Raw genomic sequence first — 12,260 nt, 5'->3', positions numbered from 1 at the left:
CCATCGGGGCGCGGGCTCAGCCCAGCAGCGGAATGATGAGCAGCGCGGCGATGTTGATGATCTTGATCAGCGGGTTGATCGCCGGGCCCGCGGTGTCCTTGTAGGGGTCGCCGACGGTGTCGCCGGTGACCGCGGCCTTGTGCGCCTCGCTGCCCTTGCCGCCGAAGTGCCCGTCCTCGATGTACTTTTTGGCGTTGTCCCAGGCGCCGCCGCCGGTGGTCATCGAGATGGCCACGAACAGGCCGGTGACGATGGTGCCGATCAGCAGGCCGCCCAGCGCCTGCGCGCCCAGCACCAAGCCGACGATGATCGGCACCACCACCGGCAGCAGCGAGGGCACGATCATCTCGCGGATGGCCGCGCGGGTGAGCAGGTCGACCGCGGCGTGGTACTGCGGCTTGCCGCTGCCGTCCATGATCCCGGGGATCTCGTGGAACTGGCGCCGCACTTCCTCCACCACGCTGCCGGCGGCGCGGCCCACCGCTTCCATGGCCATGGCGCCGAACAGGTAGGGGATCAGGCCGCCGATCAGCAGGCCGATGATCACGCGGTGATCGGACAGGTCGAAGCTGTAGGCCGATCCGGGATGCGCGGCGGCCAGGTTGTGGGTGTAGTCGGCGAACAGCACCAGCGCGGCCAGCGCCGCCGAGCCGATCGCATAGCCCTTGGTCACCGCTTTGGTGGTGTTGCCGACCGCGTCGAGCGGGTCGGTGACCGCACGGACCTCGGCCGGCAGCTCGGCCATCTCGGCGATGCCGCCGGCGTTGTCGGTGATCGGGCCGTAGGCGTCGAGGGCGACGATCATGCCGGCCATCGACAGCATGGCCGTGGCGGCGATGGCGATGCCGTACAGGCCGCCGAGCGCGTGCGCGCCCCAGATCGCCAGGCACACGGCGACCACGGGCAGGGCGGTGGATTTCATCGACACGCCCAGGCCGGCGATGATGTTGGTGCCATGGCCGGTGGTGGAGGCCTGCGCGACGTGCTGCACCGGCTTGTACTGGGTGCCGGTGTAGTACTCGGTGATCCACACGATCGCGCCGGTGAGGACCAGCCCGATCAGGGCGCAGCCGTACAGCGGCAGGGCGCCGATGGCCGAGTCGCGCATCAGGGCGGTGGTGATGGGGTAGAAGGCGATCGCCGCCAGCACCGCCGAGACGATCACGCCCTTGTACAGCGCGCCCATGATCGAGCCGCCGGCCTTCACCCGCACGAACAGCGCGCCGATGATCGAGGCGATGATCGACACCCCGCCCAGCACCAGCGGGTAGAGGATCGCGTTCGCGCCGGCCTGCGCGGCCATCAGCCCGCCCAGCAGCATGGTCGCGATCACCGTGACCGCGTAGGTCTCGAACAGGTCGGCGGCCATGCCGGCGCAGTCGCCCACGTTGTCGCCGACGTTGTCGGCGATCACCGCCGGATTGCGAGGATCGTCCTCGGGAATGCCGGCCTCGACCTTGCCCACCAGGTCGGCGCCCACGTCCGCGCCCTTGGTGAAGATGCCGCCGCCCAGACGCGCGAAGATCGAGATCAGCGAGGAGCCGAAGGCCAGCCCGACCAGCGCATGCAGCGCCTGCTCGGTCGGCACCTGCAGCACATGGGTCAGCAGCGCCCAGTAGCCAGCCACGCCCAGCAGGCCCAGGCCCACCACCAGCATCCCGGTGATCGCCCCGCCGCGGAAGGCCACGTCCATCGCCGGGCCCATGCCGTGGCGCGCGGCCTCGGCGGTGCGCACGTTGGCCCGCACCGAGACATTCATGCCGATGTAGCCGGCCGCGCCCGACAGCACCGCGCCCAGGGCGAAGCCGATCGCGGTTGGCCAGCTGAGGAAGACGCCGACCAGCACGAACAGGACCGCGCCGGCGATGGCGATGGTCAGGTACTGGCGGTTGAGATAGGCGCGCGCGCCCTCCTGCACGGCCGCAGCGATCTGCTGCATGCGCGCGTTGCCGGCCGGGCGCGAGAGCACCCAGCGCGACGAGACGATTCCGTACAGGATGGCGATTGCCGCGCATGCCAGCGCCAGCGCAAGACCGTAGTGTTCCAACATGACCCCTCCCAAGGCAGATGGACGGTTCGCCGCGCGCATCGACACGCCCGGCGCCGAGGACGGGCGTCGATCGACCGGTGCCCGTTGTGGGGCAGTGTAGGCCTGCGCGCGCTCGGCGCGATGATGCAGTGCCGCGCGATGCGTGATGGCGCGCTCAGGCGTCGGCGCGCCGCTGGGCAGTGGGGTGCGGTCGGGCCGGTGCCGGCGGCGTGGCGCCGGTCTCGGCGGTCGATGCCAGGCCCAGGGCCAGCATGCGTCCGGTCACCCCGTCCCAATCCAGCACGCCGCTGTTGTCGATGCTGGCGCGGTCGTAGGCCAGGGCGCGGCGCAGCGCCGCCACGATGCTGCCCTCCACGCCGGGCGTGTAGGCCGAGGTGTGCACGCCGCGCGCGGCGAAGTCCGGCGCCACGATCGGCACCCGGCAATAGGTGTACTGCAGCATCTTCATGCTCGACTGGCTCAGGTAGTCGGCATTGAGCGCCGGCCGGTACGGCGCCAGTCCGGCATCGGCATGCTGCAGGTAGGGCACGATCGCATCGAAGGGCTGCTCGCCGTGCTCGACCACGTTGGGCGGCGGCGCCTGCAGCCGCGCGCCCTTGCCGAACAGGTGGAAGCGCACCTGCGGCTCGGCGCGCGCCATGCAGTCCACGGCGTGGTCGTCGAACAGCATGTCGCCCACGCTGACCACGTTGCGCGTGCCGGCCGGGTAGGGCGAGGGCCGCGGGGTGTCGAACAGCGCCTTGTCGATGCCGTGCGGGATGTAGTGCACGTGGGGCACGTGCGGGTAGTCGGCCACCATCACCTCGGCCGGCACGCGCACCAGGCTGAAGTGCGGCAGCGCCTCGCGCTCGGCATCCAGGATCAGCGGGTGGTACTTGAGCGTGGCGATGCGGTCGCACACGCTGTAGATGAAGCGCGCCTGCGGGAAGCGCCGTGCCAGGGCCGGCACCAGGCACAGGCCGGCGCCGTTCTCCACGACGAACACATCGGCATCGGCGATGCCCTGCAACAGCGTGCGCGTGAGCATCGCCGGATACAGCGAGAACAGCGGCCGGGTGATCGCGTCCAGCGCCGGGCGCCCCAGCGACAGTGGATGCAGCGCCGGCCGCCACAGGTACTTGCGCACGCCGGGCCCGACCTGGCGCCAGGCGTTGAACGGCCCCTGGAACCGGCGCGCCTGCGGCTTGAGCCGGGTCAGCGGGCTCAGGCCCACGGTCACGAAATCCACCGCGTGCCCCTGCCGCGCCAGCGACTCGGTCCAGAAGTGAAAGTCCACCTTGCGCGCCGAAGTGGCCTCGTGGACGGTCAGCATCACAATCTTCAAAACGCGAATACCCTCAAACACGCACGGCGGGAACGTTGCGCGTCCTCCATCTCGCCGGGATGACATGACGTGACGGAGTCCGCGCGCCTAGTGGAACGCGAGCCCGCCATGACACAGGTCACGCGCTCGCGCGCTCGGTTCAGCACGGTGTGGACACCGTGAAGGGGCGAAGCGATCCGGTGTTCAGCCACCGCGTGCCAGCCTGCCGGCCGCTTCCCTTCCCTTAGAAAGGACCTGCCCATGTCCGCATCCGCTTCCCGCCTGGCCCTGGCCGGCCTGCTGTGCCTGCCGCTGACGGCGCTGGCCCAGCAGGCGCCGGAGATCCAGCGCCCGGTTGGCACCCCACAGGCCAACGGCGTGCTGCATACGCTGCGCCAGATCCCCGAGGCCTGCACCCGCATCGAAGGCCGCTTTACCGGCGAGGCCGCCCAGCCCTATGCGATGAACCTGGTGCGCACCAGCAGCGTCTGCCAGGCGCGTGCGATGTTCATGGACTACGACAAGGTCCAGCCCAGCGAGGCCAAGGGCTGGAAGCTCAACGACATCATCAAGGTGCCCTCGGCCAGCTGCGCCGGCCAGCAGGCCGTGGTGCAGGTCTGGCGCAAGCCGGCCGGGCAGGCGCTCAAGCTCGACGGCCAGGAACGCGCCCGCCTGTACCTGCAGGACGCCAAGGCCCAGGCCCAGGCCGGCAAGCTGGCCGCACTGCCGGCCTACGCGGCCAAGCTGGAGGTCGAGGGCAAGCCCTGCCGGTAAGCATGGTGCTCTGGCCTCCGCCCGGGAATGCGCGGCCTCAGCCTTCCCAGGCAGGCAGTTTCCGCTTCACCGCCACGTTCTTGAGTTCCACGTACTTGGGCAGGCCGTCGCGGCCGTAGGGCAGCGGCGCCTCGCCCTGGATCAGCGGCGAGAGGTAGCGGCGCGCGCGCTCTGTGATGCCGAAGCCGTCCTTGCGGATGAAGCCGGCCGGCATGGTCTTCTCGTGGTTGGCGACCTTGGACAGCGGTGCCGGGGCGATCTTCCAGCGGTAGGGCGCATCGCCGCCGCGCACGATCACCGGCATGACCGCGTTGTGCCCGGCCAGGGCGTACTGCACGGCCGCCTTGCCCACGGCCTGGGCCTGATCCCAGTCGGTCTTGGAGGCGATGTGGCGGGCCGAGCGCTGCAGGTAGTCCGGCAGTGCCCAGTGCACCTTGTAGCCCAGCGCGGCCTTGACCTTGCCGGCCAGGTACGAAGCCACGCCGCCCAGCTGGGCATGGCCGAAGGCATCGGTGCCGCCGCCGGCGTCGGCGACGAAACGGCCGTCGGCGCTGCGGATGCCCTCGCTGGCCACGACCACGCAATAGCCGACCCGCTTGACCACCTTGTCCACCTGGGCCAGGAAGGCGGCCTCGTCGTAGGCGCGCTCGGGGAACAGGATCAGGTGCGGCGCCTGGTCCGGGCCGGTGCCGGCCAGACCCGCGGCCGCGGCCAGCCAGCCGGCATGGCGGCCCATGGCCTCGTAGACGAAGACCTTGGTCGAGGTTTCGGCCATCGCCGCCACGTCCAGCGCGCATTCGCGCACCGACACGGCGGTGTACTTGGCCGCCGAGCCGAAGCCGGGGCAGGTGTCGGTGACCGCCAGGTCGTTGTCGATGGTCTTGGGCACGCCCACGCAGGTCAGCGGATAGCCGAAGGCCTGGGCCAGCTGGGAGACCTTCCACGCGGTATCGGCCGAGTCGTTGCCGCCGTTGTAGAGGAACCAGCGCACGCCGTGGGCCTTGAGCACCTCCAGCAGGCGCTCGTATCGGGCGCGGTCGGCCTCCAGCGACTTGAGCTTGACCCGGCACGAGCCGAACGCGCCGCCCGGCGTATGCGCCAGCGCGGCGATCGCCGCGGCCGATTCCTTCGAGGTGTCGATCAGCTCCTCGCGCAGGGCGCCGAGGATGCCGTTGCGCGCCGCCAGGACCTTGACCTTGTGGCGCCTGGCCTCGCCGATGACGCCGGCGGCGGTGGCATTGATGACGGCAGTGACGCCGCCGGACTGCGCGTACAACAGGGTGGAAGCCGCCATCGTCTTTCCTGGGGTCTGGACCGGATGGGGTAAGCTTCCCATATCGATGCGCCGGTCGCGTCGGCGCCGCCGCCGTGCTGGCTGCCCGCTCCGGCCTCACAGGTTTCCTCATTGAATGCTGGAGTGACACGATGCGACTGGTTCTTCTGGGACCGCCCGGTTCGGGCAAGGGCACGCAGGCCACGCGCCTGAAGGACCACTTCAAGGTCCCGCACATCTCCACTGGCGACCTGCTGCGTGCCGAGGTGGCGGCCGGCACCGAGCTGGGCAAGCAGGCCAAGGCGGTGATGGATGCCGGCAACCTGGTCTCCGACGAGATCCTGCTGGGCATGCTCGAATCGCGCCTGTCCCAGCCCGACGTCGCCAACGGTTTCATCCTGGACGGTTATCCGCGCAACCTGGCCCAGGCCGACGCGCTGAACCAGCTGCTGGCCCGCATCGGCCAGCCGATGGACGCGGCCGTGCAGCTGGACGTGCCGACCGAGCTGCTGGTCGAGCGCATCGCCGGCCGCGCCCAGGCCGAGGGCCGCGCCGACGACAACCCCGAGTCGGTGCGCAAGCGCTTGCAGGTCTACGCGGACAGCACCGCGCCGGTGATCGACTTCTACAAGCAGCAGGGCCGTCTGACCGTGGTCGACGGCGTGGGCGAGCTGGACGAAGTCACCCAGCGGCTGACCGAGGCGCTGGCCAAGCGTTAGTCGAAAGCCGGGAGTGGGCGCGCAGGAGTGAAGACCGAGCAGAGGCAACCGCTGCCGGATTGGCTCGCTCCTCGCTTCTCGCTCCTCCCGCTCACTTCTCGCTCTTTCCCCTCACTCCTGCTGCAACGATGAGCAAACTGCACATCCTCGGCATCGCCGGCACCTTCATGGGCGGCGTGGCGGCGCTGGCGCGCGAGCTGGGCCACACCGTCGAAGGCAGCGACCAGGCGATCTATCCGCCCATGTCCACGCAGCTGGAGCGGCTGGGCATCGCGCTGGCGCAGGGCTATGCGCCTGGCAATATCTCGCCGGACTGCGATGCGGTGATCATCGGCAACGCGCTTTCGCGCGGCAACGCCGCGGTGGAGGCGGTGCTCGACGCCGGCCGCGCCTACACCTCCGGCGCGCAGTGGCTGAGCGAGGCGGTGCTGCCGGGGCGCACCACGCTGGCCGTGGCCGGCACGCATGGCAAGACCACCACCACCACCATCCTGGCCTATCTGCTGGAGGCCGCCGGGCGCGCGCCGGGCTTCCTGATCGGCGGGGTGGCCGAGGACTTCGGCGTGTCGGCGCGGCTGGGAGGCTCGCCCGCCGCGGCCGCATCCGGCGCCGCGCCGGACCAGGGCGATCCGGTGCCGGACGCCGACGCGCCGCTCTTCGTGGTCGAAGCCGACGAGTACGACACGGCCTTCTTCGACAAGCGCAGCAAGTTCGTGCACTACCGGCCGCGCGTGGCGATCCTCAATAACCTCGAGTACGACCACGCCGACATCTTCCCCGACGTGGCCGCGATCCAGCGCCAGTTCCACCATCTGGTGCGCACCGTGCCGGGCAACGGCCGGCTGATCGTCAACGGCGCCGATGCGCGCCTGGACGAGGTGCTGGCGATGGGCTGCTGGACGCCGGTGGAGCGCTTCGGCTTCGATGCTTCGCTGGACTGGAGCGCGCGCCTGATCGAGGCCGACGGCAGTGCCTTCGCCGTGCTGCGGCATGGGGTGGAAGTGGGCCAGGTGCATTGGCCGCTGGTCGGCCGGCACAACGTGCTCAACGGCCTGGCGGCGCTGGCGACCGCCAACGCCGTGGGTGTGGACATCGCCGGCGTGATGCCGGCGCTGGCCGCGTTCCGCAGCGTCAAGCGCCGGCTGGAGGTGATCGGCCAGGCGCGCGGCGTCACCGTGTACGACGACTTCGCCCATCACCCCACGGCCATCGCCACCACGCTCGAGGGCCTGCGTGCGAAGGTCGGCGCGGCGCGCATCGTGGTGGCGATGGAGCCGCGCAGCAATTCGATGCGGCTGGGCGCGCACGCACAGGCGCTGGCGCCGTCGCTGGATGGCGCCGATGCGGTGGTGTTCCTTCACCGGCCCGAGCTGGCCTGGGACGCCGGCAAGGTGATCGCCGCCGTCCGCGGCCAGGCGCGTGCAGTGCCCGACAGCGATGCGCTGATCGCCGCGCTGGGCACGCTGGTGCGCGAGGGCGACCATGTGGTGTTCATGTCCAACGGCGGCTTCGACGGGGCGCCGCGGCGCTTCCTGGCGTCCTTGCAGCAGGAGTGAGCGAAAGCCGGGCCTGTGCGCCCTGTGCCTTGCGCGCTTCGCTTCGCTCACCCCTCTTCACCTCCGCTCTGCCTACACTCCCGGCCATGCCCGCGACCGAGACGCTTCCCCTGTTCCCGCTCAACACCGTGCTGCTGCCCGGGGCGGGGCTGGGGCTGCGGGTGTTCGAGCGTCGCTACCTGGACCTGATCCGGGAATGCGGGCGCAGCGGGCGCGGCTTCGGCGTGTGCCTGATCCTGCAGGGTGGCGAGGCCGGCGCCCCCGCGACGCCCGCGGCCTATGGCACCGAGGCGACCATCGAGGACTTCGGCACCGGCAGCGACGGCCTGCTGACCCTGCGCCTGCGCGGCGGCCGGCGTTTCCACGTGCAGCGCACGCGGGTGCGCGACAACGGGCTGGTGGTGGGCGAGGTGGACTGGTGCCCGCCCGAGGACGACGACGAACTGCGCCCCGAGCACGGCCTGCTGGCCACGGTGCTGGAGAAGATCTTCGAGAAGGCCGGCGCGACCCCGCCCGGCATGACCGCCGCCGACCTGGACAGCGCCGCCTGGGTGGGCTGGCGCCTGGCCGAACTGCTGCCGCTCAGCGACGCCCAGCGCCTGGCCGTGCTGCAGGAAGACGACCCGCATGCGCGCCTGGATCATCTGCTGGCGCTGATGGCCTAGCGCCTTTCCCCGGCTAACGCCGCGACACACGCTCCCCCGTCGTTAGCCGCGACAAACTTTCTACCGTCGTTCCCGTGCAGGCGGGAACCCAATGGCTTTCCCGACGACAACCAAGGCACCGGAATCCCCCTTTCGCGGGAACGACGGGCGCTTGATCGGCGTTGATGGACGGCGACCGTCCGAAGGGCCTGTCACCCGCAGCGGGCATCGCACCCGCGCCGCAGGCCTCAGCGCGCCCGCACCGGCGGCAGCTGCGCGGGCGGGGCGTGTTCCAGCGGCAGCTGATCGGTGCGCAGGCGCAGCACCGGCAGGCCGGAGGACGGATGCGGCGCCAGCGCCTGCGGCAGACCGCGCACCGAATCGCGCACCTGGTCCAGCGAGGCGTCGGCGTCGGGCAGCGGCCGCCACATGCCGACCAGCCCGAACAGGGTCTGGTGGCGCAGCGTCTGCGCGCCGCCGATCCACAGCGGCACCTGGCCCGGCTGCAGCGCGATCGGGCTGGCCCACAGGCGCAGCGCGTACTGCTGGTCGGCGCGCGGGCCGGGCTTGAGCATCAGCAGGCTCTCGGCGCGCGTGTCCAGCGTCGCCGGCAGCACCGGATGGCGTTCCGGCGGCAGGTCGCTGTCCAGCAGCTGCAGCGCGCGCTCCCAGCCGGCCTGCGGCTGCAGGCGCCAGCCCTGGTCTTCCAGATGGCGCACCAGCGGCTGCAGCGGGCCGGCGACCTGCACGTCCAGCGGCCAGCGCTGGGCGTCGTCGAACTCGTTGCGCGTGGCCGGCAGCTTGCGCCAGTCGTCCTTCCACCAGTCCGGCAAGGGCCAGGCGATCGAGGCGATCGGCGCATCGAACAGCGCCAGCATGCGATCCACCGCGCGCGGCCCGTGCCACAGCGCGGCCAGCACGAACACGCCGTAGAACAGCCAGGCCAGCGGCTTGACCCACAGCGAGCGCCGCACCCGGCTGCGGTAGGCCACGCCCAGGATCAGCACCCACACCACGCCCAGCAGGGTGCCGCCCACCACGTCGCTGAGCCAGTGCGCGCCCAGGTAGATGCGGGCGAAGCCGATCGTGCTGACCACCACGCCGGCGACCACGTACGGCCAGGCGCGGTCGCGGCCCGGCAGCTCGCGCGAGATCAGCACGGCGAAGAAGCCGAAGATGATCGTGCTCATGGTCACCGCCTTGGACGGGAAGCCGAAGCCCCCCGCCACCACCGGCGGCTTGGGAATGTCCACCACCACGCCCAGCCAGCCGGTCAGGGCCACGCCGAAGACGATCGCCGCCACCCAGTGGCCCACCGCCAGCCAGCGCTTGCGCCAGGCCAGGTAGCCCAGCACCGCCAGCCAGGCCGGCGCCAGCACGTCGGCATCGCCGATCGCCGCGATCGCCGCCAGCGGGCGGTCGGCCAGCGGGTTGCGCAGGCTGTGCATGAGTTCGTACAGCGCCAGGTCCACGCCCAGCGGCTCGCCATGGCCCAGCACCACCACCAGGAAGGCGAACAGCACCCAGGCCAGGGCCAGCAGCGCCACCGCCAGCACCGCCAGCGAGACCGTCTCGCGGCGCCGGGGGTCGAACAGCGCCACCGAATGGCGCCCCAGCACCGGATGCGCGCGCGACCAGGCCAGGCCGCGCGCGAGCAGCGCATCGGCATGCGCGGCGAACCAGCGGTAGCTGTACAGCACCGCCGCCCAGATCACGCCCAGCACCACCAGCAGCAGGCCCACCACCACCGCCAGGCGCCCGGCGACCGCGGCGACTGCGTCGTAGGCCTGGCCCAGCATCCAGCCCGGCAGCAGGAACAGCACCGCCCAGGACAGGCCGGCGGCGGCGCTGGCCGGCAGATAGCGCTTGAGCGGCATGTGCAGCATGCCGGCCACCGCCGGCACGAACGGCCGGATCGGTCCGACATAGCGCGCGATGAAGATCGCCTTGAGGCTGTTGCGGTGGAACAGGCGCTCGCCGCGTTCGAGTAGCTGCGGATACTTGCTGAAGGGCCAGTGCGCGCGCAGCTGCGTGCCCCAGCGCCGGCCCACCCAGAAGCTCACCCCGTCGCCGACGAAGGCGCCCAGCGCCGCGCACACCACCGCGTAGGGGCCGGACAGTTCTCCCAGCCCGATCACCACGCCCACGCCGATCAGCAGCGGCAGCGCGGGCACGATCGCGCCCAGCACGATCAGCGAATCGCACAGGGCAATGAGGAAGACCACCGCGCCGGCGGCGACCGGATGCGCGGCGATCCAGTCGAGCAGGCCGTCGAACCAGGAGTCCATCGGCGAAATTATAGGTGCCCGGCGCGGGCGCGCAGGAGCGCGAAGTGAACGGCGCCCGCGCGCGGCGCCCGGTCCTCGCCTGCCGCGCATGCCGCTCTGCGCGGGCCTGGCACTTAAACTTGCGCGGCGACCGGCCCGGTCGCGCCATTGGCGCTCGCGCATGACGACTCTGTCAGGCAAGACTCTCTTCATCACCGGCGGCTCGCGCGGCATCGGCCTGGCCATCGCGCTGCGCGCCGCGCGCGACGGCGCCAACGTGGCCATCGCCGCCAAATCCTCGGTGCCCAATCCCAAGCTGCCCGGCACCATCCACAGCGCGGCCCAGGCGGTGAACGAGGCCGGCGGCAGTGGCCTGGCCCTGCAGTGCGACATCCGCGAGGAGGATCAGGTGCGCGCGGCGGTGGCGGCCACGGTCGACACCTTCGGTGGCATCGACATCCTCATCAACAACGCCAGTGCGATCTGGCTGCGCGGCACGCTGGACACGCCGATGAAGCGCTTCGACCTGATGCAGCAGGTCAACGCGCGCGGCAGCTTCCTGTGCGCCCAGGCCTGCCTGCCGCACCTGCTGCAGGCGCCCAATCCGCACATCCTGACCCTGTGTCCGCCGCCGTCGCTGGATCCCAAGTGGTGGGGTCCGCACACTGGCTACACGCTGGCCAAGATGGGCATGAGCCTGGTCACGCTGGGCCTGGCGGCCGAGTTCGGCCCGCAGGGCGTGGCGGTCAACGGCCTGTGGCCGCGCACGCTGATCGCCACCGACGCGCTGAACATGATCCCCGGCGTGTCGCTGGCCAACGGACGCTCGCCTGCGATCATGGGCGACGCCGCCCACGCCGTGCTGACCCGCCGTGCGACGGATTGCACCGGCCAGTTCCTGATCGACGATCAGGTGCTGGCCCAGGCCGGCGTCCACGACTTGTCCGGCTACGCCATCGACCCCACCCAGCCGTTGCTGCCGGACCTGTTCCTGGACTGACCTGCCTTCAGGCCCGCTGGCGCCTCTCTCCCCCTCTCGAGTTGTTCAACACCATGAAATATCTGCACGCCATGCTCCGCGTCCGCGACCTGGACGCCACCGCCAAGTTCTTCACGCAAGGGCTGGGCCTGCGCGAGACCCGCCGCAAGGACAGCCCCGAAGGCCGCTACACGCTGGTCTACTTCGGCGCCCCGGAGAACCCCGAGGCCGAGGTCGAGCTGACCTACAACTGGCCGGCCGAGGATGGCAGCGTCGAGGACTACGGCAGCGCCCGCAACTTCGGCCACCTGGCCTTCGAGGTGGACGACATCTACGCCGCCTGCGCCCACATGCAGTCGCTGGGCGTCACCATCAACCGTCCGCCGCGCGATGGCTACATGGCCTTCGTGCGCAGCCCGGACCTGATCTCCATCGAGCTGCTGCAGAAGGGCAAGCCGCTGGCCCCGGCCGAGCCCTGGGCCTCGATGGCCAATACCGGCACCTGGTAAGCCGGTTTCCCCGCGGCGCTTTGCGGCGCCGCGGGCTTCGGTCCGCATCGCCTGCGCCGGTGTGCGGCGGCAGGATGCGCGCCGTCCAGGTTGGAAGCACCGATCCGCCGTTCCCGCGAAAGCGGGAACCCGGTGACTTGGCTTGTCCGCGTGGAAGCCGCCGGGCTCTTCCGCGCGCCGCGCCGC

Annotated in this window: 10 protein-coding genes; 6 read left to right on the top strand and 4 right to left on the bottom strand. The window is 71.1% G+C overall.

Annotated elements, in window-relative coordinates:
* Positions 1-16 precede the first annotated feature (16 nt).
* Positions 17-2,050: a sodium-translocating pyrophosphatase gene (locus QE438_RS10050; protein WP_306995927.1), complete on the bottom strand. Its 2,034-nt coding sequence runs from the start codon at positions 2,048-2,050 to the stop codon at positions 17-19.
* Positions 2,051-2,204: 154 nt separating this feature from the next.
* Positions 2,205-3,362: a hypothetical protein gene (locus QE438_RS10045; protein WP_306995930.1), complete on the bottom strand. Its 1,158-nt coding sequence runs from the start codon at positions 3,360-3,362 to the stop codon at positions 2,205-2,207.
* A gap of 252 nt (positions 3,363-3,614) precedes the next feature.
* Between QE438_RS10045 and QE438_RS10040 the strand changes: the two genes are divergently transcribed.
* Positions 3,615-4,127 carry a hypothetical protein gene (locus QE438_RS10040; protein WP_130524302.1) on the top strand — a complete coding sequence of 171 codons (513 nt, stop codon included), beginning with the start codon at positions 3,615-3,617 and terminating at the stop codon, positions 4,125-4,127.
* Positions 4,128-4,164: 37 nt separating this feature from the next.
* Here QE438_RS10040 and QE438_RS10035 read toward each other — a convergent pair whose 3' ends face one another.
* Complete coding sequence (locus tag QE438_RS10035) at positions 4,165-5,421, bottom strand: 6-phosphofructokinase (RefSeq protein ID WP_307183945.1); 1,257 nt, start codon at positions 5,419-5,421, stop codon at positions 4,165-4,167.
* A gap of 131 nt (positions 5,422-5,552) precedes the next feature.
* Between QE438_RS10035 and QE438_RS10030 the strand changes: the two genes are divergently transcribed.
* The 3 genes from QE438_RS10030 (at position 5,553) to QE438_RS10020 (ending at position 8,340) form a co-directional block, all read left to right on the top strand.
* On the top strand, positions 5,553-6,119 hold the full coding sequence (locus QE438_RS10030; protein WP_130517025.1) for an adenylate kinase: 567 nt from the start codon (positions 5,553-5,555) through the stop codon (positions 6,117-6,119).
* A gap of 128 nt (positions 6,120-6,247) precedes the next feature.
* Positions 6,248-7,675 carry a UDP-N-acetylmuramate:L-alanyl-gamma-D-glutamyl-meso-diaminopimelate ligase gene (mpl, locus tag QE438_RS10025; protein ID WP_306995932.1) on the top strand — a complete coding sequence of 476 codons (1,428 nt, stop codon included), beginning with the start codon at positions 6,248-6,250 and terminating at the stop codon, positions 7,673-7,675.
* An 86-nt stretch (positions 7,676-7,761) separates the two neighbouring features.
* Positions 7,762-8,340: an LON peptidase substrate-binding domain-containing protein gene (locus QE438_RS10020; RefSeq protein ID WP_130517029.1), complete on the top strand. Its 579-nt coding sequence runs from the start codon at positions 7,762-7,764 to the stop codon at positions 8,338-8,340.
* Between the two features lie 227 nt (positions 8,341-8,567).
* Here the strand turns inward: QE438_RS10020 and QE438_RS10015 are convergent, their stop codons facing one another.
* Positions 8,568-10,607 (bottom strand): bifunctional DedA family/phosphatase PAP2 family protein, encoded by a 2,040-nt coding sequence (locus tag QE438_RS10015; protein WP_306995934.1) that lies wholly within the window; start codon positions 10,605-10,607, stop codon positions 8,568-8,570.
* A gap of 160 nt (positions 10,608-10,767) precedes the next feature.
* Between QE438_RS10015 and QE438_RS10010 the strand changes: the two genes are divergently transcribed.
* On the top strand, positions 10,768-11,586 hold the full coding sequence (locus QE438_RS10010; protein WP_306995936.1) for an NAD(P)-dependent oxidoreductase: 819 nt from the start codon (positions 10,768-10,770) through the stop codon (positions 11,584-11,586).
* Positions 11,587-11,639: 53 nt separating this feature from the next.
* The gene (locus tag QE438_RS10005) at positions 11,640-12,074 is read left to right on the top strand and encodes a VOC family protein (RefSeq protein WP_306995938.1); all 435 of its coding nucleotides are present in this window, start codon (positions 11,640-11,642) and stop codon (positions 12,072-12,074) included.
* The last annotated feature ends 186 nt before the right edge of the window (positions 12,075-12,260 follow it).

It is taken from the genome of Pseudoxanthomonas sp. SORGH_AS_0997 (genome assembly GCF_031453535.1).
GTDB lineage: Bacteria > Pseudomonadota > Gammaproteobacteria > Xanthomonadales > Xanthomonadaceae > Pseudoxanthomonas_A > Pseudoxanthomonas_A winnipegensis.
The sequence above is the reverse complement of the archived record's forward strand: the minus strand, read 5'-3'. Positions and strand labels throughout refer to the sequence as shown.

Coding starts and splice junctions, on each gene's coding strand:
- QE438_RS10030 (WP_130517025.1), top strand. CDS start 5,553: ATGCGACTGGTTCTTCTGGGACCGCCCGGTTCGGGCAAGGGCACGCAG.
- QE438_RS10020 (WP_130517029.1), top strand. CDS start 7,762: ATGCCCGCGACCGAGACGCTTCCCCTGTTCCCGCTCAACACCGTGCTG.
- QE438_RS10050 (WP_306995927.1), bottom strand. CDS start 2,050: ATGTTGGAACACTACGGTCTTGCGCTGGCGCTGGCATGCGCGGCAATC.
- QE438_RS10035 (WP_307183945.1), bottom strand. CDS start 5,421: ATGGCGGCTTCCACCCTGTTGTACGCGCAGTCCGGCGGCGTCACTGCC.
- QE438_RS10045 (WP_306995930.1), bottom strand. CDS start 3,362: ATGCTGACCGTCCACGAGGCCACTTCGGCGCGCAAGGTGGACTTTCAC.
- QE438_RS10040 (WP_130524302.1), top strand. CDS start 3,615: ATGTCCGCATCCGCTTCCCGCCTGGCCCTGGCCGGCCTGCTGTGCCTG.
- QE438_RS10015 (WP_306995934.1), bottom strand. CDS start 10,607: ATGGACTCCTGGTTCGACGGCCTGCTCGACTGGATCGCCGCGCATCCG.
- QE438_RS10005 (WP_306995938.1), top strand. CDS start 11,640: ATGAAATATCTGCACGCCATGCTCCGCGTCCGCGACCTGGACGCCACC.
- mpl (WP_306995932.1), top strand. CDS start 6,248: ATGAGCAAACTGCACATCCTCGGCATCGCCGGCACCTTCATGGGCGGC.
- QE438_RS10010 (WP_306995936.1), top strand. CDS start 10,768: ATGACGACTCTGTCAGGCAAGACTCTCTTCATCACCGGCGGCTCGCGC.